This window comes from Streptomyces sp. NPDC126499, assembly GCF_040302485.1.
Taxonomy (GTDB): domain Bacteria; phylum Actinomycetota; class Actinomycetes; order Streptomycetales; family Streptomycetaceae; genus Streptomyces.
Genome location: NZ_JBEOUO010000001.1, coordinates 54,874 through 73,603, shown reverse-complemented (window position 1 = coordinate 73,603; position 18,730 = coordinate 54,874). Strand labels below are relative to the sequence as shown.

The following is an 18,730-nucleotide window of genomic DNA, read 5'->3' as shown; positions in this document are numbered from 1 at the left end:
GTGCCGGGAGCGGAGGGGGGATAACCCCACCGCGACTGCTTACGCTCCCTTTAGCAGGGCCTAGACTCGCCTGCGTAAACACTGAGGGATGAGACACCGAGACCGAGGGGCGGACGTGCGGGAACCGACCGTTGTCGCGGCGGACCACGCGACGGGTTACGCGGCGGACCACGCGGCGGACTACTTCCAGACGTACTCCGTCGTCGGCCTGCTGGCCGTCCTCGGCGTGCTCTTCGTCGCGGTCGCCTTCGGCGCCGGGCGGCTGTTGCGCCCCGTCGCACCGACCCCCGAGAAGCTCCTCACCTACGAGTGCGGCGTCGACCCGGTGGGCGAGGGCTGGGCCCACACCCAGGTCCGCTACTACGTCTACGCCTTCCTCTACGTGATCTTCGCCGTCGACTCGATCTTCCTCTTCCCCTGGGCGACGGTCTTCGCCGCGCCCGGCTACGGGGCGACGACCCTCGTCGAGATGTTCGTCTTCCTCGGCTTCCTGGCCGTGGGACTGCTCTACGCGTACAAGAAGGGCGTCCTGACATGGACGTGACCCCGCTCCCCGCCCCCCTTCCCGCCCCGAAGCTCGGCCCGCTCGCCCGTCTGGCCCCCGAGCCGATGAAGGTGGTCCTGAACTGGGGCCGCCGCTACAGCCTCTGGGTGTTCAACTTCGGCCTCGCCTGCTGCGCGATCGAGTTCATCGCCGCGTCGATGGCCCGCCACGACTTCATCCGGCTCGGCGTGATCCCCTTCGCGCCCGGCCCGCGCCAGGCCGACCTGATGATCGTCTCCGGCACGGTGACGGACAAGATGGCGCCCGCCGTGAAGCGGCTGTACGAGCAGATGCCCGAGCCCAAGTACGTCATCTCCTTCGGCGCCTGCTCGAACTGCGGCGGCCCGTACTGGGACTCGTACTCCGTCACCAAGGGCGTCGACCAGATCATCCCGGTGGACGTGTACGTGCCGGGCTGCCCGCCGCGCCCCGAAGCGCTGCTCCAGGGCATCCTCAAGCTCCAGGAGAAGATCGCGCGGGAGAACCTGGGCGAGCGGTACGGGGCCGGGGCGGGAGCCGGGGCCGGAGCTGGAGCCGGGGCCGGGGCCGGGGCCGGGGCACCGTCGGTGTCGCAGCTGACCAGCGGCCTGGTGGCCCCGCCGAAGCCGGGCGGTGACGACCGGTGAACCCGTACGACACCCTCCCCGACGCCGTCACCGAGATCTTCGGCGAGGAGGCGACGGCGGAGCGGGCCTACGACCTGCTGACCGTCGACGTCCCGACCGGCTCGTGGATCGCGGCGCTCGAGATCGCCCGGGACAAGCTGGGCTGCACGTACTTCGACTGGCTGAGCGCGGTCGACGAGCCGGGCACGGGCTTCCGCGTGTGCGCGCACGTGGCGTCGCTGGAGGCGGGGCACGTCCGCCGCCTGCTGCTCCGCACCACGGTCCCGCACGCCTCCCCGTCCCTCCCCTCCGCGGTGTCCGTCTACGCCGGAGCGGCGTGGCACGAGCGCGAGACGTACGAGATGTTCGGCGTCACCTTCACCGACCACCCGCACCTGGTGCACCTGCTCCTGCCGGAGAACTTCGAGGGCCACCCGCTGCGCAAGGACTTCGTCCTGGCCGCACGCGTGGCCAAGGCATGGCCGGGCGCCAAGGAACCGGGCGAGTCCCACGACCCCAACGCCCCCAAGCGCCGCCAGATGCTTCCCCCGGGCGTCCCCGACCCCAACGAGTGGGGCCCCCTCAAGGGCCAGCTCCCCCCTGCCCCCACCCGCCCCGCCCGCGGGGCCACGGCCGCCGCCGACCGCCCCGCCCGCCGCCCCCGCCCCACGGCGGAGGGCACGGAGGCGCCCACCGCCGGCCCGCGCCGGGCGCGGAGCGTCAGCGCGGGCTCGGCGAGCCAGCGCACGGAGGCCACGGAGACCGCTGCCGTGGACGAGCCGGCGGAGGCGACGCCTGGTGCGACCCCGGCCGGTCCGCGCCGGGCGCGGAGCGCGAGTGCCGGCTCGGCGAGCCAGCGCGCGGAGACGCCTGCGGCGGACGCCCCCGCCGCCGGTCCGCGCCGCGCCCGGAGCGCGAGCGAGGGCTCGGCGACCCAGCGCGCCGAGACCGCCGCCGCCTCCGAGGTGGCGGACGCTTCGACAGTCCAGGGCGCTCAGGGCGCTCAGGGCGCTCAGGCGCCGGATACGCCGGTGACCGGTGCGGCGGACCCGTCCGCCGCGGTGAACCCGGATGCAGCCCCTGCCGGTCCGCGCCGCAACCGCAGCGCCGGCGCGGGTTCCGCGAGCCAGCGCGCGGCGGCGCAGCAGCGTCCTGCGCCCGCACCCCGTACCCGTAGCTCCGACGCCCCGTGGCACCACGCCCGCCCGGCATTCGACGACGAGCCGACCACCGAGGCCCCGGCCACCGGCCCGAAGGCCGTCCCGGCCGCCCCGGCCGCCGCCGAGGGCGAAGCCGCTCGCCCCACGGCCGGGGAGGCCGACTCCGCCGAGCCCCCGGCCCCCGCCTCGAAGGCCGCGCCGGCCCAGGGCGACGCGGACGGCACCGCCCCGGACGCCGCGCCCGCGCCGAGCGACGGCCCGGGCGAAGCCGGACGGGACGCCGCGCCGGCCCAGGGCGACGGCCCGGGCGAAGCCGGACGGGACGCCGCGCCGGCCCAGGGCGACGGCCCGGGCGAAGCCGGACCGGATGCCGCGCCCGCCTCGAAGGCTGCGCCCGCGCCGGGCGACGGCCCGGTCGAAGCCGGACGGGACGCCGCGCCGGCCCAGGGCGACGGCCCGGGCGAAGCCGGACCGGACGCCGCGCCGGCCCAGGGCGACGCGGACCGCACCGCCTCGGGTGGCGCCCCCGGCGAGGCCGCCCCGGACGCCCCGCCCGCCCAGGGCGACGTGGACGGCACCGCCCAGGGCGACGGGGACCGCACCGCCCAGGGCGACGGCCCCGGCGAAGCCGCTCCGGAGGCTCCCGGTGTAGCCGCCCCGGACGCTCCTGGTGAAACCAGACTGGACGTCCCGCCCGCCAAGGGCGACGCGGACGGCACCGGCTCGGCTGGCGCCCCCGGCCAAGCCGGACCGGATGCCGCGCCCGCCCAGGGCCACGCCGACGGCACCGCCCCGCACGGCGCCCCCCGCCAAGCCGCCCCCGACGACGGCACCGCCCCGGACGCCCCGCCGTCCGCTCCCGGCGAAGGCCGCACCCCGCGGCCCCCCGCCGGCCCCCCGACCCCCACCGACCCCGCCGGAGGCGATCCCGCGTGAACGACGTACTCGACGTCGCCCTCCGGCTGCTCGTCGTCTTCGCCGTCTTCCTCGTGCTGCCGCTCGTCGTCGGGCAGACCGAGCACAAGGTCATGGCGCACATGCAGGGCCGGCTCGGGCCCATGTACGCGGGTGGGTTCCACGGGTGGGCGCAGCTCGTCGCCGACGGGGTGAAGTTCGCGCAGAAGGAGGACGTCGTACCGGCCAACGCCGACCGGCGGATCTTCCAGCTCGCGCCGGCCGTCGCGCTCCTCCCGTATCTCCTCGTGCTCGTCGCGATCCCGATCGCCCCCGGCGAGGGCGCCGTCGGGCAGGTCGTCGACGCCGGCGTGTTCTTCGTGCTGGCCGTGATGGGCGTCGGGGTGCTCGGGAGCCTGATGGCCGGGTGGGCGTCGGCGAACAAGTTCTCGCTGCTCGGCGCGCTCCGTACCGCCGCGCAGCTGCTCGCGTACGAGCTGCCGATGCTGCTCGCCGCCGCCTCCGTCGCGATGGCGGCCGGCACCGTCTCGCTGCCGGGGATCCTGGACGCCTTCGCGTGGTGGTGGCTGCCCTGGCAGATCGTCGGCGCGCTCGTCTTCTTCACCGCCGGTCTCGCCGAGCTCCAGCGGCCCCCGTTCGACATGCCCGTCGCCGACTCGGAGATCATCTTCGGCGCGTACACCGAGTACACCGGTCTGCGCTTCGCGCTCTTCCTGCTCGCCGAGTACGCCGGCATCGTCGTCCTGTGCGGTCTGACCACCGTCCTCTTCCTCGGCGGCTGGCACGGCCCCTTCGGCGACGGTCTCGGCTGGGGCCTGTTCTGGACCCTGCTCAAGACCGCCGTCCTGGCCTTCGTCGTGATCTGGCTCCGGGTGTCCTACCCCCGCCTGCGCGAGGACCAGCTCCAGAAGCTCGCCTGGACGACGCTCGTCCCGCTCGCCCTCGCGCAGATCGCGCTCACCGGCATCGTGAAGGTGGCGATCCAGTAATGCCTCCCATTCCCGGCTCCGGCCTCGCCAAGGGCCTCGCCGTCACCCTGCGGACGATGACCCGCAAGAACGTCACCGCGCAGTACCCGGACGCCCAGCCCGAGCTGCCGCCCCGCACCCGCGGGGTCATCGGGCTGTTCGAGGAGAACTGCACGGTGTGCATGCTGTGCGCCCGCGAGTGCCCCGACTGGTGCATCTACATCGACTCCCACAAGGAGACGGTCCCGCCGGCCGCCCCCGGCGGCCGCGAGCGCAGCCGCAACGTCCTCGACCGCTTCGCGATCGACTTCTCGCTGTGCATGTACTGCGGCATCTGCATCGAGGTGTGCCCCTTCGACGCGCTGTTCTGGTCGCCCGAGTTCGAGTACGCGGAGACCGACATCCACGAGCTGACCCACGAGCGCGACAAGCTGCGCGAGTGGATGTGGACGGTGCCGGAGCCGCCCGCGCTCGACCCGCGCGCGGAGGAGCCGAAGGAGTTCGCCGCGGCCCGCAAGGCGGCGGAGAAGGCCGCCGCCCAAGCCGCGGCCGCCGAGGCCGCCGCCCGGGCCGCCGCCGAAACCCCTGCCGAGACCCCTGCCGAGACCCCCGCCGACGCGCCCCGGCAGGAGGGCCCGCAGTGACCCCGAGCCCCGTGACCCTCGCCGCCCAGACGCCCGGCTTCCTCTCGCCCACCGGCGTCGAGATCGCCTTCCTCCTCGTCGGACTCGTCACCCTCGGCGCGGCCCTCGTCACCGTCACCACCAAGCAACTCGTCCACGCCGCCCTGTGGCTGGTCGTGGCGCTCGGCGGCCTCGCCGTCGAGTACCTGCTGCTCACCGCCGAGTTCATCGCCTGGGTACAGGTGCTGATCTACGTCGGTTCCGTCGTCGTCCTCCTCCTCTTCGGCCTCATGCTCACCAAGGCCCCCATCGGCCGCTCCCCGGACTCCGACTCGGGCAACCGCCCGGTCGCCGTCGCCGTCGCGCTGGCCGCCGCGGCCGCCCTGGTGTGGGTGGTCGTGGACGCGTTCCGCACCACGTGGATCGACCTCGACGGACCCGCCCAGGGCTCCACCAAGGTCTCCGGCGAGATCCTCTTCCGGCACTGGGTGCTGCCCTTCGAGGCGCTGTCCGTGCTGCTGCTCGCCGCCCTCGTCGGCGCCATCGTCCTGTCCCGGAAGAAGAACGGAGAGGAAGGCTGATGCACCTCGCCTACCCGGCCGTCCTCGCCGCCCTGCTGTTCTCCGTCGGCCTGTACGGAGTCCTCGCCCGCCGCAACGCGATCCTGGTCCTGATGTCCGTCGAGCTCATGCTCAACGCCGTCAACCTCAACCTGGTCGCCTTCGACGTGTGGCTCCGCGACGCCCTCCACGCGGGCCAGGCCCTCACCCTCTTCACCATCGCCATCGCCGCCGCGGAGATCGGCATCGGTCTCGCGATCGTCCTGATGGTCCACCGCAACCGCGGCACCGCCGACGTCGACCGCCTCCGTGACACGGCCGAGCCCCGCGGCACCGAGGAAACGCCGTCCGCCGACGAGAAGGCCGAGGCCACCGCGTGACCACCACGACCCTCGCCGTCCTCGTCCCCCTCCTCCCCTTCCTCGGCTCCGCCGCCGGGCTGCTCCTCGGCCGGACCGCCCCCGGCTTCGTGCGCCCGCTCGCCGTGCTCCCGACGCTGGCCGCGGCCGTCCTCGCCGTGCTCGTCGCCCTCCGGCAGGGCGGCGAGAAGGCCATCGACGCCGCCACCCAGCTCACCCCCACCGGCTCCGTCCCCATCGACCTGGCCCTGCACATCGACGGCTTCGCCGCCGTCGTCGCCGTCCTGGTCGGCGTGGTCGCCACCTGCGTGCAGATCTACTCGACCGGCTATCTGCGCGACGACCCCCGCTACCCCTCGTACGCGGCGCTGGTCTCCCTCTTCACCTCCGCGATGCTGCTCGTCGTCTACTCCGGCGACCTGATGGTGCTCCTGGTCGGCTGGGAGATCATGGGCATCTGCTCGTACTTCCTCGTCGGGCACTACTGGGAAACCCCCGAGGCCCGCTCGGCCTCCCTAAAGGCCTTCCTCGTCACCAAGCTCGGTGACGTGCCCTTCCTGATCGGCCTGTTCGCGCTGGCCGTCGACGCGGGCACCTTCCGCATCACCGGCGTGCTCGGCGCGGTCGCGAGCGGCGGCCTCGACCACCCCACCCTGGTGGCGCTGCTGCTCCTCGCGGGCGTGGCGGGCAAGTCCGCCCAGTTCCCGCTGCACACCTGGCTCCCCGACGCCATGGCCGGCCCCACCCCCGTCTCCGCGCTGATCCACGCGGCGACGATGGTCGCCGCCGGCGTCTACTTCGTCGCCCGGCTGCTGCCGGTCTTCGCCGCCTCCGGCGCCGCGCTGACCGTGCTCGCCGTCATGGCCGCGGTCACCATGGTCGGCTCGGCGCTCGCCGCGCTCGCCCAGGACGACATCAAGCGGGTCCTCGCCTACTCGACGATCGGCCAGCTCGGCTACATGGCGGGCGCCCTCGCCGTCGCCGACCGCGGGGCCGCCGTCTTCCACCTCCTGTCGCACGGCGCCTTCAAGGCGCTGCTCTTCCTCGCCGCCGGTGCGGTCATCCACGCCGCCGGCACCAACTCGCTCTCGGCCATGTCCCGCATGAGCGGACTGACCAAGCGCGTCCCGGACGCCTACTGGACGATGACCGTCGGCCTCCTCGCGCTCGCCGCGATCCCGCCGTTCGCCGGCTTCTTCTCCAAGGAAGCCGTCCTCGTCGCCGCCGAGCACACCGCCGTCGGCGACCGGACCGTCGCCCCCGCCGGCGCCGGCTGGATCGTGCTCGTCGCCGGCCTGCTGACGGCGCTGCTCACCGCCGCGTACGCCGCCCGCCTGTGGCTGCTCGCCTTCCGCGGCCGGGGCGCCGAAGCCCCGGACCACGGCCGCCAGCCCGTCACGATGACGGCCGTCCTGTGGGTCCTCGCCGTCCCCTCCCTCGGCTTCGGACTGACCGCCGGCCACCTCGACGACTGGTTCGACGGCCACCCGCTGACCCCGACCGTCACCACCGCCGTCCTCGGCACCGGTCTCGCCGTCGTCGGCGCCGCCGTCACCTACGCGGTCTGGCAGCGCACCCGCGCCCTCGCGGCCCGCACCCCGCTCGGCGCCGTCGCCGCCCATCCCGAGGGCGACGCCGGCCTGGTCGAGGCGGAGGCCATCGCGAGCCACGCCCCCGCCTACGGGGACGTCGCCTCGGCCCCGGACCCGGCCGACCCCGGCCGCGCCCTGCTCGGCCCGCTCCACAGCGCGGCTGCCGCCGGCTTCCGCCTGGACGCCGTCTACCGGACGCTCTTCGTCCGCCCCGTCCTCGCCGCCGCCTCCCTGGTCCGCTTCCTGGACCGCGAGGTCGTCGACACCTACGTACGCGGCGCGGGCGACAGCGCCAGGGGCCTCGGCTGGCTCGTCCGCCGCGCCCAGACGGGCAACGTGCAGACCTACCTCAGCGCCCTGCTCGCCGGCTCCGTCGTCCTGGCGATCGTCGCCGTCGTCCTCGCCAACGTCGCCGCCGGAGCGTGAGCCGTGATCGATATCAGCGAATCCGTGATGCAGTTCCTTCTCGCGTTGATCGTCGCCGGCCCGCTCGTCGGCGCCGTGGCCGCCCTCCTGCCGGCCCCGCCCGGCCTGAAGGGATCGTCACCCGACCAGGCCGTGCTCCGCCACGGCGTCACCGTCACCGGCGCCGTCCTGCTCGCCACGGTCGTCCTCGCCCTCGGCTTCGACCACGACCACCCCTCGACGATGCAGGCCACGACCGACATCAGCTGGATCAGGGCACTCGACGTGCGCATCCACCTCGGTGTCGACGGCATCTCCCTCCCCCTTCTCGTCCTGACCGCGCTGCTCACCTTCCTGTGCGCGCTGTACAGCTACTTCAAGCCCCCCACAGGCCCCGCGCCCAAGGCCTTCGTCGCCCTGCTCCTGGTCCTCGAGTCCGGCACCCTGGCGACCTTCGCCGTCCTCGACCTCGTGCTGTTCTTCCTGGCCTTCGAGATGGTCCTCATCCCGATGTACTTCCTCATCGCCCGCTGGGGCGGCGAGGGCAGGCAGGCCGCCGCCTGGAAGTTCGTCCTCTACACGCTGCTCGGCTCCGTCGTCATGCTGCTCGGTCTCCTCCTCGTGGGCCTGAAGGCGGGCACGTTCGACATGGTGGCACTCGCCACTGACAACGGCCGCGGACTGACCGCGTCGGTGCAGGTCATCGCCGTTCTCGCGATCGGGATCGGGCTGGCCGTGAAGACCCCGATGTGGCCGTTGCACAGCTGGCTGCCGGACGCCCACACCGCCGCCCCGACCGTCGGCTCCGTCCTCCTCGCCGGTGTGCTCCTGAAGATGGGCACGTACGGCTTCGTGCGGATCGTGCTGCCGATCGCCCCCGACGGCATGCGCACCTTCGCCCCGTACCTCGCCGCCTTCGCCGTCGCCGGGATCATCTACGGATCGCTCGCCTGCCTCGCCCTCGCCAGGCCCGGCGCCAAGGGCGACCTCAAGCGCCTGATCGCGTACTCCTCCGTCGGCCACATGGGCTTCGTGCTGCTCGGCATCGCCACCATGACCCCCACCGGCGTCAACGGCGCCCTCTTCGCCAACATCGCCCACGGTCTCGTCACCGGCCTGCTCTTCTTCCTCGCCGGCGCCGTCAAGGACCGCTACGGCACCGCCGACCTCGACACCCTCGCCGGGGCCACCGGCGCCGCCCTCTACGGCCGCGCCCCGCGCCTCGGCGCGCTCCTCGCCTTCGCCGCCGTCGCCTCGCTCGGCCTGCCCGGCCTGGCCGGCTTCTGGGGCGAGATGCTGGCCCTGTTCGGCGCCTTCGACCCGGCCGCGGGCCTCAGCCGCCCCGCCTTCCTCACCTACACGGCGATCGGCGCCTTCGGCACCCTCCTGACCGCCGCCTACCTCCTCGTCGTCGTCCGCCGCGTCTGCATGGGCGGCCCCCGCCCGGCCGGCGAGGCGGCGATCGCCGACGTCCAGGGGTACGAGCTCGCCGCCTGGACCCCGCTCGTCGCCCTCACCGTCCTCGCCGGACTCTGGCCCGCGGTCCTCCTCGGCCTCACCGACCCGGCCGTCCAGCAGCTCCTCGCCGGAGGCACCCAGTGAGCCCCGTGACCGCCCCCGCCGCCGCCGACCTGGCCCGGTCCACCGACCTGGCCCGGTCCACCGGTCTGGCCCGGTCCGCCGACCTCGTCCAGTCCGCCGACCTCGTCCAGTCCGTCGACTGGCTCGCGATCGCGCCGCCCACCCTGGTCGCCGTGGTCGCCCTCGCCGTCCTCGTCGCCGACCTCTTCGTGCCCGCCGGGCGCAAGCAGCTCCTCGGCTGGACCTCGGTCGCCGGCCTGGCCGCCGCGCTCGTCCTGCTCGTCCCGCTGCGCGCCGGTGACCGCTCGACCTTCTGCCTCACCGCCGACACCCAGCTCCGCGCCTGCAGCTACACCGCCGACCACTTCACCCTGGTCATCCAGTTCCTGGTGCTCGCCGGCGCGCTGCTCACCGGACTGCTCTCGTTCGCCGACACCCGGAAGAGGCTGCCGGCCGGCGAGTTCTGGTTCCTGCTGCTGGCCTCCGCGGCCGGCGCCGCCCTGCTGCCCGCGTCCCGCGACCTGGCGACCCTCGTCGTCGCCCTCGAAGTGGCCTCGCTGCCCGCGTTCGCGCTGGTCGGCCTCAAGCGCGGCGACCGCATGTCCGGCGAGTCGGCGCTGAAGTTCTTCCTCTCCTCCGTGACCGCGACCGCCGTGACCCTGCTCGGCGTCAGCTTCGTCTACGCCGCCACCGGCACCCTGCACCTCACCGAGGTCGCCCAGCGCCTCGGCGACGTGCCGGACCAGCTGCAGACGATCGCCCAGGCCGGCGTGGCGCTCGCCCTCGTCGGCTTCGCCTTCAAGACGGCGGCCGTCCCCTTCCACTTCTGGGTGCCCGACACCTACGTCGGCGCCCCGCTGCCCGTCGCCGCCTACCTCTCCGTGGTCGGCAAGGCCGTCGGCTTCACCGGCCTCATCCTCGTCACCGTCGTCGCCTTCCCCACCTACGCTGACGTGTGGGGTCCGGCGCTCGCCGTCCTCGCCGCCCTGACCATGACCGTCGGCAACGTGGCCGCCCTGCGCCAGGTCTCCACGCGCGCGTGGAGCGCGGTACGGCTGCTCGCCTGGTCCTCCGTCGCCCAGGCCGGCTACCTCCTGGTGCCGATCGCCGCCGCCGCGTACTCCAGCGACGACCAGATCGGCGCGACCGTCGCGTACGCCCTGATGTACGCGGTCGTGAACCTCGGCGCCTTCGCGGTCCTCGCGCTCGTCGCACGTGCGAACCCGCAGAACCGGATCTCCGACTATCGCGGCCTGTACGCGGCGAGCCCGGCCGCCGCCCTCGCCCTGGGCTTCTTCCTGCTGAACCTGGCCGGGCTGCCCCCGGGTATCATCGGTCTCTTCGCGAAGGTGACCGTCTTCTCGGCGGCCGTCGACGCGGGCCTCGGCTGGCTCGCCGTGATCATGGGCGTCAACGTCGTGATCGCCCTCTACTACTACCTGCGGTGGACGGCGCTGCTCTTCCGCGCGCCGGAGGGGGTGTCCGTGCCGCAGCGGGCCACCGCGCCGGTCACCCTGGCGATCGCCCTCACGGCCCTCGCGGGCGTCGTGCTGTCGGGCTATCCGCAGTTCGCCCTCCGCTTCGCGGCGAACAGCCTCTTCTGACCCCCCACACCGAGAAACACCAAGGAGCAGGACCCGTGCTGAGCGGTTTCAAGGACTTCATCCTTCGCGGGAACGTCGTCTCGATGGCCATCGGCCTGGCCGTCGGATCGGCGTTCACGGCGGTCGTCACCGGCTTCAGCAAGGCCTTCATCACGCCGCTCATCGGCCTCGCCACCGGCTCGGTCGGCGACTTCAGCGAGGCGCACTTCACCGTCGGCAAGACCGTCTTCCCCTACGGTCTGGCCATCGCCGCCGCCATCGCCTTCGTCATCACCGCCGCCGTCCTGTACTTCCTGATCGTCGTCCCCATGACGAAGTTCCAGGAGCGGTTCGCCCGGGAGGAGGCGGCCGACCCGAAGTCGGAGAAGCGCGACTGCCCCCGCTGCTTCACCGAGATCCCGGCCATCGCCTCCCGCTGCGGCCACTGCACCAGCGAGGTCGAGCCGCTCCCCGCCGCCCTGGAGAAGGCCGGCCTGGACCTGACCCCCGTGCCCCTGCAGCGCTGATCACCCGTACGGACCGCGCCACCCCCCGGCGCGGCCGGGGAACCCGTACCTCCCGCGTGGCGTTGACCAGGTAGGGAGGGTCCACTGGACAGAAGGGTTCCCCTGCCGCACCACTTGGAGGGCGTACCGTGCACCGCCGGCACAACGGCCTGAGGACCGCCGTACTCCTCGGAGGGCTCTCCGCCCTCATCATCGTCATCGGCAGCTTCTTCGGACGTACGGGGCTGATCGTCGCGCTCCTCGTGGCGCTCGGCACCAACGCGTACGCCTACTGGAACAGCGACAAGCTGGCGCTGCGCGCCATGCGGGCCCGGCCCGTGAGCGAGTTCGAGGCCCCCGGCCTGTACCGGATGGTCCGCGAGCTCTCCACCCAGGCCCGCCAGCCCATGCCCCGGCTCTACATCTCGCCCACCCAGGCGCCCAACGCCTTCGCGACCGGACGCAACCCGCGCAACGCGGCCGTGTGCTGCACCGAGGGCATCCTCGCGATCCTCGACGAGCGCGAGCTGCGCGGTGTCATCGGCCACGAGCTCAGCCACGTCTACAACCGGGACATCCTGATCTCCTCGGTCGCCGGAGCGCTCGCCTCCGTGATCATGTTCCTGGTCAACTTCGCCTGGCTGATCCCGGTCGGCCGCTCCGACGACGACGACGGCCCCGGCATCCTCGGCTTCCTGCTGATCATGATCCTGGGCCCGGTCGCCGCGTCGATCATCCAGCTGGCCATCTCCCGCTCCCGCGAGTACGAGGCGGACGCCTCCGGCGCCCAGCTCACCGGCGACCCGCTCGCCCTCGCCAGCGCCCTGCGCAAGCTGGAGACGGGCACCAGGCAGCTGCCGCTGCCGCCCGAGCCCAAGATCGAGACCGCGAGCCACATGATGATCGCGAACCCCTTCCGGCCCGGACAGGGGCTCTCGAAGATGTTCTCCACCCACCCGCCGATGGCCGAACGCATCGCCCGGCTCGAGCAGATGGCAGGTCGCCGCCCGTGAAGACGATCCTCAACGTCGTATGGCTGATCCTCTGCGGACTGTGGATGTTCCTCGGCTACCTGGCCGCCGGCGTCCTGCTCTGCGTCACGATCATCGGCATCCCCTTCGGACTCGCCGCCTTCCGCATCGGCGTCTACGCCCTGTGGCCCTTCGGCCACACGGTCGTCGACCGCCGCGACGCGGGCGCGCCCTCGTGCGTGGGCAACGTGCTGTGGCTGATCCTCGCCGGCTGGTGGCTGGCCCTCGGCCACATCACCACCGGCATCGCGCTCTGCCTCACGATCATCGGCATCCCGCTCGGCATCGCGAACTTCAAGATGATCCCGGTCTCGCTGCTGCCCCTGGGCAAGGAGATCGTCCCGACGGACCAGCCGTACGGGGCGTACGGGTACCAGCCGCGGTAGGGGGGACGCCGGGCTGTGCGTGCCCGGCTGGCTCCGGCCCCTCGGCCCCGGGCCGGCCCCGGTGTCTCCGGGCCCTCGGCTCCAGGCTCCGGGCCCGTTTCGGGCCCCGGGCCCCCGGGCCCCTGGCCCCGGCTCCGGTGTCCCGCTCAACCCCGTGGCGGCGCCGGTCGCCCGCGGCTGACCGCGTACGCGACCAGACCCACCGCGAGCACTCCCGTCCCCGCCAGCACCGTGGCCGGCGGAAGGGCGAAGGCCAGCGTTCCGCAGCCGGCCAGGCCCAGGGCGGCCAGGGGCCGCTCGCGGCGGCCCAGGGTCCAGGCGGAGGCGTTGGCGATGCCGTAGTAGACCAGCACACCGAACGACGAGAAACCGATCGCGCCCCGCACGTCCGCCGTCGCCGCCACGACGGCCACCACGGCGCCCACCGCGAGCTCCGCGTGGTGCGGCACCCGGTAGCGCGGGTGGACGGCCGCGAGCGTGGCCGGCAGATGGCCGTCCCTGGCCATCGCGAGGGTCGTCCGCGACACGCCGAGGATCAGCGAGAGGAGCGAGCCGAGCGCGGCGACCGCCGCGCCCACGGTGACCACCGGGACCAGCCAGTCGGCGTCCGCCGCGCGCGCCGCGTCCGCGAGCGGGGCGAGGGAGGCCGCGAGCTCCTCCGGGCCGAGCACGGCGAGCACGCACACCGCGACGGCCGCGTAGACGGCGAGCGCGATGCCGAGGGCGATCGGCACGGCCCGCGGGATGGTCCGCTCCGGGTCGCGCACCTCCTCGCCGAGGGTGGCGATCCGCGCGTACCCGGCGAACGCGAAGAACAGCAGGCCCGCCGCCTGGAGCACCCCGCCCGCCGGGACGTCCGCGTCGAGGCCGAGCCGCCCGGCCTGCCCCGCGCCGGCGCTCGCCGTGACGACGGCGGCCAGCACGGCGAGGACGACCGCCACGATCAGCCGCGTCAGCAGTGCCGACTTCTGCACGCCCCGGTAGTTCACGGCCGTCAGCGCCACCACGGCGGCGACCGCCACCGCGTGCGCCTGCCCCGGCCACACGTACGCCCCGACGGTCAGCGCCATCGCCGCGCACGAGGCCGTCTTGCCGACGACGAACGCCCAGCCCGCCAGATAGCCCCAGAACGGGCCGAGGCGCTCCCGCCCGTACACATAGGTGCCGCCGGAGGCCGGATAACGGGCGGCGAGCCGGGCCGACGCCATGGCGTTGCAGTACGCGACGACGGCGGCCACCCCGAGCGCCGGGAGCAGCCCCGTGCCGGCCGCGCCGGCGGCCGGCCCGAGCGCCACGAAGATCCCCGCGCCGAGCATCGCCCCGAGCCCGACGACGACGGCGTCGAAGACGCCGAGCGTGCGGCGCAGTTCAGGTGTCATGCCCCGCACACTAGGGGACCCGGCAACCGGCCGGGACCGGCGGGCGTCCTCCAGGGCATGAGCATCATCAGCTGGATAGTTCTCGGCCTGCTCGCCGGTGTCATCGCGAAGGTCCTGCTGCCGGGCCGCGACCCCGGCGGCCTGATCGGCACGACGGTCATCGGCATCGTCGGCGCGTTCCTCGGCGGCTGGCTGTCGGCCCGCTTCCTGGACCGACCGATCAGCGCGGACTTCTACGACGGGGCCACCTGGCTGTCGGCGATCGGCGGCTCTCTGGTGCTGCTGATCGCGTACCGGATCCTTTTCGGCCATTCCAGGGAGCGCTGAGGAAGGCTCAGAGCCCGGCCCCCTCAGGACCCGGCCGCCCAGAGCCTGGTGGTTCACAGTCGGGTCGCTCAGGACCCGGCCCCTCAGGACCCGGCCGCTCAGAGCCCGGTCTCGCGCAGGGTGATGTTCAGCCGCCCGGCGAGGCCGAGGCCGGGGGCGGCGGTCCCGGCGTACACCTTCGGTACGCCGTGGTACGCGAAGCGCGACGGCCCGCCGAAGACGAAGAGGTCCCCGGACACCAACTCCACGTCGGTCCAGGGCCGGCCGCGGTCCTCGGTGTTGCCGAGCCGGAAGACGCAGGTGTCGCCGAGGCTCAGCGACACCACGGGCGCACCGGACCGCTCCTCCCTGTCCTGGTGCATGCCCATCCGGGCACCGTCCGCGTAGAAGTTGACGAGCGCGGTGTCCGGCGCGAAACCGCCGTGCGCGCCGTACGCCTCGACCAGCGCCTCACGGCCCAGCTCCGCGAGCGAGCCGGGCAGTTCGAGGAGGTTCTGCTCGGGCCCGAGGTAGCGGTACGGCTCCCAGCGCCGCCCGAGGCACAGCGAGCGCACCGACATCACCCCGCCGCCGGGCAGCACGGTCGCCTCGTACCGGACCGGTCCGCGCCCGAACTCCCGGCAGGCGGCCACCAGTTCCCGCTGGCGCTCGAACGGCAGCCAGCCGGGCACGTGCACCGCCCCGGGCGCGGGCTCCGTCCGCTCGCGCGGGAAGAGGCCCTCCATCAGCCGGCGAGCGCACCCTGGAGCGCGCCTTCGAGCCCGAGCAGCCGCTCCTTGCGGTCCAGGCCGGCCGCGTAGCCGCGCAGGGCCCCGTCGGCCCCGATCACCCGGTGGCAGGGCCGCACCACGAGCAGCGGGTTGCGGCCGATCGCGGTGCCCACGGCCCGTACCCCGGCGCCGGGGGAGCCGACCCGCCGGGCGATCTCCCCGTACGAGACGGTCGTCCCGTACGGGATCTCCTCCAGGGCCCGCCACACCCGCCGCTGGAACTCCGTCCCGCCCTGCCCGTCGCAGAGGACGTCGAAGCGGTCCCGCTGCCCGGCGAAGTACTCGCCGAGCTGCCGGACGACCTCCTCGAACGCCCGCGGTTCGTGAGTCCAGCCGTCCTGGACGACGGCGCCGCCCTTCTGGCCCTCCAGCGACAGCGACCGCAGCACGACCCGGCCCCCGTCGGCCACGTGCCCCACCAGGAGCATCGGGCCGAGGGGGCCGTCGACGTGGGTGTAGAGAGTGCTCATCGTCGTCATGGGTCCAGTGTGCGAGCCGCCGGAGCCGACGGCTGGCGGTTTTCGGACGCGACCCTGAGGGCCTGGTCCTGAGGCCCTGAGGTCCTGAGGTCCTACCGGTAGTTCACGAACTGGATCGCGAAGTCCAGGTCCTTGCCCTTGAGGAGCTGCTGCACGGCCTGGAGGTCGTCCCTGCTCTTCGAGCTGACCCGCAGCTCGTCGCCCTGCACCTGCGCCTTGACGCCCTTGGGGCCCTCGTCGCGGATGATCTTGGAGACCTTCTTGGCGTTCTCCTGGGAGATGCCCTCCTGGATGGAGGCGAAGAGCTTGTACTCCTTGCCGGACAGCTGCGGCTCGCCCTCCACGTCCAGCGACTTCAGCGAGATGCCCCGCTTGATCAGCTTGGACTGGAAGATGTCGAGGATCGCCTTGACCCGCTCCTCGCCGTTCGCCTGCATGAGGATCTTCTCGCCCGACCAGGAGATCGACGCGTTGGTGCCCTTGAAGTCGTAGCGCTGGGAGATCTCCTTCGCGGCCTGGTTGAGGGCGTTGTCGACCTCCTGCCGCTCGACCTTGGAGACGATGTCGAAACTGGAGTCGGCCATGAGGTGGGGCTCCTTGCTCGGATGCGTTCGGGTACGACACAAAGCGTAGCCACCCGCGCCGCCGCGAACCCGTGATCAATCCGGTGGCGAAGCACCCCCGGGGATCAGGTATTGTTTACGTCGTTGCCAGGGAGCACCGCCGAAAAGCGGCTCCGAGGCAGCGATCCCATGGCGGTGTGCCCGAGTGGCCAATGGGAGCGGACTGTAAATCCGTCGGCTTAGCCTACCCAGGTTCGAATCCTGGCGCCGCCACGCGATGAAGACGGCCCCTGATCTGCGGAAATGCGATCAGGGGCCGTCTTGTTGATTTTGGACCGGTGTGGCGCACTGTCTCACTGCGTCTCGCCCGATCCCACCTTCTACCAGCGTGTGTGGACGGGCCGTGGACGGTCGGCCAAGCCGGTCAGACCCCGGTGGGTACCCCGGCGCGGTGTTGGTTCAGCCGGGCCGAGATCTTCGCGTTCGCGGCCTCGTCGCCGCCCTTCAGGAACTTCGCGTACACCCGGAAGAGGACAGCCACGGAGTGGCCGGCCCGCTGGGCGACGAGCTGTGGCTCCACGCCGGAGCTGAGCCACGTGGAAACGGCGGCGTGACGAAGGTCATACGGCCGCTTGGCGAGCTTCGATTCCTGTTCGGACGGGCTGAGCGCTTCCTGCCGGGCGTTCGCCCAGACCTCGCCGTACCCGCTTTCCTGAACCATGCCGCCCCGGGCGGTCCGGAAGAGCCGGCCGTCGGCGTGGGTGCCGTACAGGGTGACGTGCCACCGGAGCATGGCGACCAGCTCGGGCGGGATCGGCACGTGCCGGACGGTCTTCCGGGTCCGGTGCTTCAGGCCGCGACGGTCGTGAGCCTCCCCGCTGTCCGTCCAGGAGCTGCCGGAGCGCGCACGGCTCTCCCGGAGGCGGACGAGTCCCCACCCGCGTCGGGGCAGCTCGAAGTCCTGGAGCCGGATCCCGACCAGCTCACCGGGCCGGGCGCCTGCGTAGTACAGGCACCCGAAGAACGCGGCCAAGTGGCGCCCGCGGTCTCCCTGCCGGCCGACGGCGGCCAGGAGCGCGGCCGCCTGCGCCGGATCCGGTACGGCCTCGGGGTCGACTTCCTCCTCCACCCGCTCCGGCGCCTTCCACTTGAGGGCGGCCATGGGGTTCTCGCCCAGCAACTCGGCGTCGACCGCGATGCTGAGGGCCTGGTGGAAGATGGCCCGCTTCCGGGCGATGACCGAGCCGGACGACGTCTTCCCGTCCAGCCGCCGGGCACAGGCGTCCAGGGCCCGGCGGACGAGCATCCGGTCGGAGAGCTGGGAGGTGGGGACCGACTTCCGCTCGACCCACGCGAGGTGCGCCGCCACTTCCTCGGGGGGCTCCTCCTTCCACCGGTTCACGTTGAAGCCCCAGGTGTAGAGCGAGCGACGGACGGCCCTCTTGTCACCCATGCCCTTGGTGTCCCTCACCAGGGCGAGTGTCACGGTGGCCATGGCCTCGGCGAGGTTCCGGCGGGTGGAGGCGGGGGAGTGGTCCCACTTCATCTCCACGTAGTTCCTGGCGTGCTGGTACCAGGAGATGTCCTTGGCCTTCTGAACCATCGACTTCGGCAGGCCGCTGTCGACGTCCCACGGCTCGCCCTCGCGGGTCGCCGTGATGAACTGCGCCCGCCGGCTCTCGGCGAGCCCGAGCGTCAGGAAGGACTCGGAGTGCGGCCGCGTGCCGACCTGCCACCGGAGCTGGTACGGCTTGCGGTACGGCCGCTTCCTGATGCTCCAGATCCGTACGGTGTAGCTCCACTCGGTCACGCGGTCTCCAGTTCGTTCAGGAAGGCGTCGAGCACGCTGCGGCGGACGCGCAGGTGCCCGTTGGGCAGGCGCTTCACCTCGGGGCCATAGCCCCGGTTGCGCCAGCGGTAGTAGGTGGCTCGGGTGATGCCGATCTCGGCGAGGACGTCTGTCAGGGGGAGCCACTCGTCGGCGGGCTCACGGCGGCGGGCGGTACGGGCCATCGGGTCCCTCCTTGGGTGTGGGAGTCGGAGCACCGTCGTCGGCGGGGGCGAAGACGGGCAGGGACGGCGAGTCGGGACGGTCCGCGCTGTCCGAGGTGCGGATTTCTGCGTCACCGCGACATCTGCGTCTCCTGTGCCGCTTGACCTGGGGGTTTGGGTGACGCAGGGGGTTCCGGCGTGCGTCACCCGTGACACACGCTTCTGTCACCGGTGACGCAGGCGACGCGGCGTGACGCACGCGTCGCTGGCCTGCGTCACGGCCGTCGTTCCAGCTCAGAGATCTTTTTCGGGGGCGGGGTGACGCAGGTGACGCAGGATCTCTTCTCTTAGGAAAAGAGAGGGGAGTGTCTGTTGTTGCGCGTGCCTTCAGGCATGAAGAAG

The 18,730-nt window shown here is 73.0% G+C and carries 20 protein-coding genes and 1 tRNA gene; 15 read left to right on the top strand and 6 right to left on the bottom strand.

Going from position 1 to position 18,730, the window contains the following annotated elements; all coding sequences use genetic code 11:
* Positions 1 to 115 precede the first annotated feature (115 nt).
* From ABTZ91_RS00435 to ABTZ91_RS00375, 13 genes are all read left to right on the top strand, one after another.
* Positions 116 to 544 (top strand): NADH-quinone oxidoreductase subunit A, encoded by a 429-nt coding sequence (locus ABTZ91_RS00435; protein WP_407077871.1) that lies wholly within the window; start codon positions 116 to 118, stop codon positions 542 to 544.
* Positions 535 to 1,170, top strand: a complete 636-nt coding sequence (locus tag ABTZ91_RS00430; RefSeq protein ID WP_352074865.1) for an NADH-quinone oxidoreductase subunit B family protein — start codon at positions 535 to 537, stop codon at positions 1,168 to 1,170. Before ABTZ91_RS00435 ends, ABTZ91_RS00430 begins: the two co-directional genes overlap by 10 nt.
* Positions 1,167 to 3,245, top strand: coding sequence for an NADH-quinone oxidoreductase subunit C (locus ABTZ91_RS00425; protein ID WP_352074864.1), 2,079 nt, complete (start codon positions 1,167 to 1,169; stop codon positions 3,243 to 3,245). Before ABTZ91_RS00430 ends, ABTZ91_RS00425 begins: the two co-directional genes overlap by 4 nt.
* A complete protein-coding gene (locus ABTZ91_RS00420) occupies positions 3,242 to 4,213 on the top strand; it encodes a complex I subunit 1 family protein (RefSeq protein ID WP_352074863.1) in 972 nt (323 codons plus the stop codon). Before ABTZ91_RS00425 ends, ABTZ91_RS00420 begins: the two co-directional genes overlap by 4 nt.
* The gene (locus ABTZ91_RS00415; protein WP_352074862.1) at positions 4,213 to 4,836 is read left to right on the top strand and encodes an NADH-quinone oxidoreductase subunit I; all 624 of its coding nucleotides are present in this window, start codon (positions 4,213 to 4,215) and stop codon (positions 4,834 to 4,836) included. Before ABTZ91_RS00420 ends, ABTZ91_RS00415 begins: the two co-directional genes overlap by 1 nt.
* Complete coding sequence (locus ABTZ91_RS00410; protein WP_352074861.1) at positions 4,833 to 5,396, top strand: NADH-quinone oxidoreductase subunit J; 564 nt, start codon at positions 4,833 to 4,835, stop codon at positions 5,394 to 5,396. The genes ABTZ91_RS00415 and ABTZ91_RS00410 overlap by 4 nt, the downstream gene beginning before the upstream one ends.
* Positions 5,396 to 5,755 carry an NADH-quinone oxidoreductase subunit NuoK gene (nuoK, locus tag ABTZ91_RS00405; protein WP_352074860.1) on the top strand — a complete coding sequence of 120 codons (360 nt, stop codon included), beginning with the start codon at positions 5,396 to 5,398 and terminating at the stop codon, positions 5,753 to 5,755. Before ABTZ91_RS00410 ends, nuoK begins: the two co-directional genes overlap by 1 nt.
* Positions 5,752 to 7,752: an NADH-quinone oxidoreductase subunit L gene (locus tag ABTZ91_RS00400; RefSeq protein ID WP_352074859.1), complete on the top strand. Its 2,001-nt coding sequence runs from the start codon at positions 5,752 to 5,754 to the stop codon at positions 7,750 to 7,752. Before nuoK ends, ABTZ91_RS00400 begins: the two co-directional genes overlap by 4 nt.
* Positions 7,753 to 7,779: 27 nt before the next feature.
* Positions 7,780 to 9,333 (top strand): NADH-quinone oxidoreductase subunit M, encoded by a 1,554-nt coding sequence (locus ABTZ91_RS00395; RefSeq protein ID WP_352075260.1) that lies wholly within the window; start codon positions 7,780 to 7,782, stop codon positions 9,331 to 9,333.
* 47 nt (positions 9,334 to 9,380) lie between these two features.
* A complete protein-coding gene (locus ABTZ91_RS00390) occupies positions 9,381 to 10,916 on the top strand; it encodes an NADH-quinone oxidoreductase subunit N (RefSeq protein ID WP_352075259.1) in 1,536 nt (511 codons plus the stop codon).
* A 35-nt stretch (positions 10,917 to 10,951) separates the two neighbouring features.
* Positions 10,952 to 11,422, top strand: a complete 471-nt coding sequence (gene mscL, locus ABTZ91_RS00385) for a large conductance mechanosensitive channel protein MscL (RefSeq protein WP_352074858.1) — start codon at positions 10,952 to 10,954, stop codon at positions 11,420 to 11,422.
* 128 nt (positions 11,423 to 11,550) lie between these two features.
* Entirely contained in the window at positions 11,551 to 12,414 is an 864-nt protein-coding gene (gene htpX, locus ABTZ91_RS00380) for a zinc metalloprotease HtpX (RefSeq protein ID WP_352074857.1), read from the top strand.
* Entirely contained in the window at positions 12,411 to 12,818 is a 408-nt protein-coding gene (locus tag ABTZ91_RS00375; RefSeq protein ID WP_352074856.1) for a YccF domain-containing protein, read from the top strand. Before htpX ends, ABTZ91_RS00375 begins: the two co-directional genes overlap by 4 nt.
* A 146-nt stretch (positions 12,819 to 12,964) precedes the next feature.
* Here ABTZ91_RS00375 and ABTZ91_RS00370 read toward each other — a convergent pair whose 3' ends face one another.
* The gene (locus tag ABTZ91_RS00370; protein ID WP_352074855.1) at positions 12,965 to 14,197 is read right to left on the bottom strand and encodes an amino acid permease; all 1,233 of its coding nucleotides are present in this window, start codon (positions 14,195 to 14,197) and stop codon (positions 12,965 to 12,967) included.
* Between the two features lie 57 nt (positions 14,198 to 14,254).
* Here ABTZ91_RS00370 and ABTZ91_RS00365 point away from each other — a divergent pair, with 57 nt between their 5' ends.
* Positions 14,255 to 14,524, top strand: coding sequence for a GlsB/YeaQ/YmgE family stress response membrane protein (locus ABTZ91_RS00365; RefSeq protein WP_345486325.1), 270 nt, complete (start codon positions 14,255 to 14,257; stop codon positions 14,522 to 14,524).
* A gap of 98 nt (positions 14,525 to 14,622) precedes the next feature.
* Here ABTZ91_RS00365 and ABTZ91_RS00360 read toward each other — a convergent pair whose 3' ends face one another.
* The 3 genes from ABTZ91_RS00360 to ABTZ91_RS00350 form a co-directional block, all read right to left on the bottom strand.
* On the bottom strand, positions 14,623 to 15,249 hold the full coding sequence (locus tag ABTZ91_RS00360) for an alpha-ketoglutarate-dependent dioxygenase AlkB (protein WP_352074854.1): 627 nt from the start codon (positions 15,247 to 15,249) through the stop codon (positions 14,623 to 14,625).
* Positions 15,249 to 15,773, bottom strand: coding sequence for a methylated-DNA--[protein]-cysteine S-methyltransferase (locus tag ABTZ91_RS00355; RefSeq protein WP_352074853.1), 525 nt, complete (start codon positions 15,771 to 15,773; stop codon positions 15,249 to 15,251). Before ABTZ91_RS00355 ends, ABTZ91_RS00360 begins: the two co-directional genes overlap by 1 nt.
* Positions 15,774 to 15,865: 92 nt before the next feature.
* Positions 15,866 to 16,357 (bottom strand): YajQ family cyclic di-GMP-binding protein, encoded by a 492-nt coding sequence (locus tag ABTZ91_RS00350; protein ID WP_345486323.1) that lies wholly within the window; start codon positions 16,355 to 16,357, stop codon positions 15,866 to 15,868.
* Between the two features lie 170 nt (positions 16,358 to 16,527).
* Here ABTZ91_RS00350 and ABTZ91_RS00345 point away from each other — a divergent pair.
* A tRNA-Tyr gene (locus ABTZ91_RS00345) sits at positions 16,528 to 16,609 on the top strand.
* A gap of 151 nt (positions 16,610 to 16,760) precedes the next feature.
* Here the strand turns inward: ABTZ91_RS00345 and ABTZ91_RS00340 are convergent.
* Both ABTZ91_RS00340 and ABTZ91_RS00335 read right to left on the bottom strand, forming a co-directional pair.
* Positions 16,761 to 18,146: a tyrosine-type recombinase/integrase gene (locus tag ABTZ91_RS00340; protein ID WP_352074852.1), complete on the bottom strand. Its 1,386-nt coding sequence runs from the start codon at positions 18,144 to 18,146 to the stop codon at positions 16,761 to 16,763.
* Positions 18,143 to 18,349, bottom strand: a complete 207-nt coding sequence (locus ABTZ91_RS00335; protein ID WP_345486319.1) for a helix-turn-helix domain-containing protein — start codon at positions 18,347 to 18,349, stop codon at positions 18,143 to 18,145. The genes ABTZ91_RS00340 and ABTZ91_RS00335 overlap by 4 nt, the downstream gene beginning before the upstream one ends.
* Positions 18,350 to 18,730: the final 381 nt, after the last annotated feature.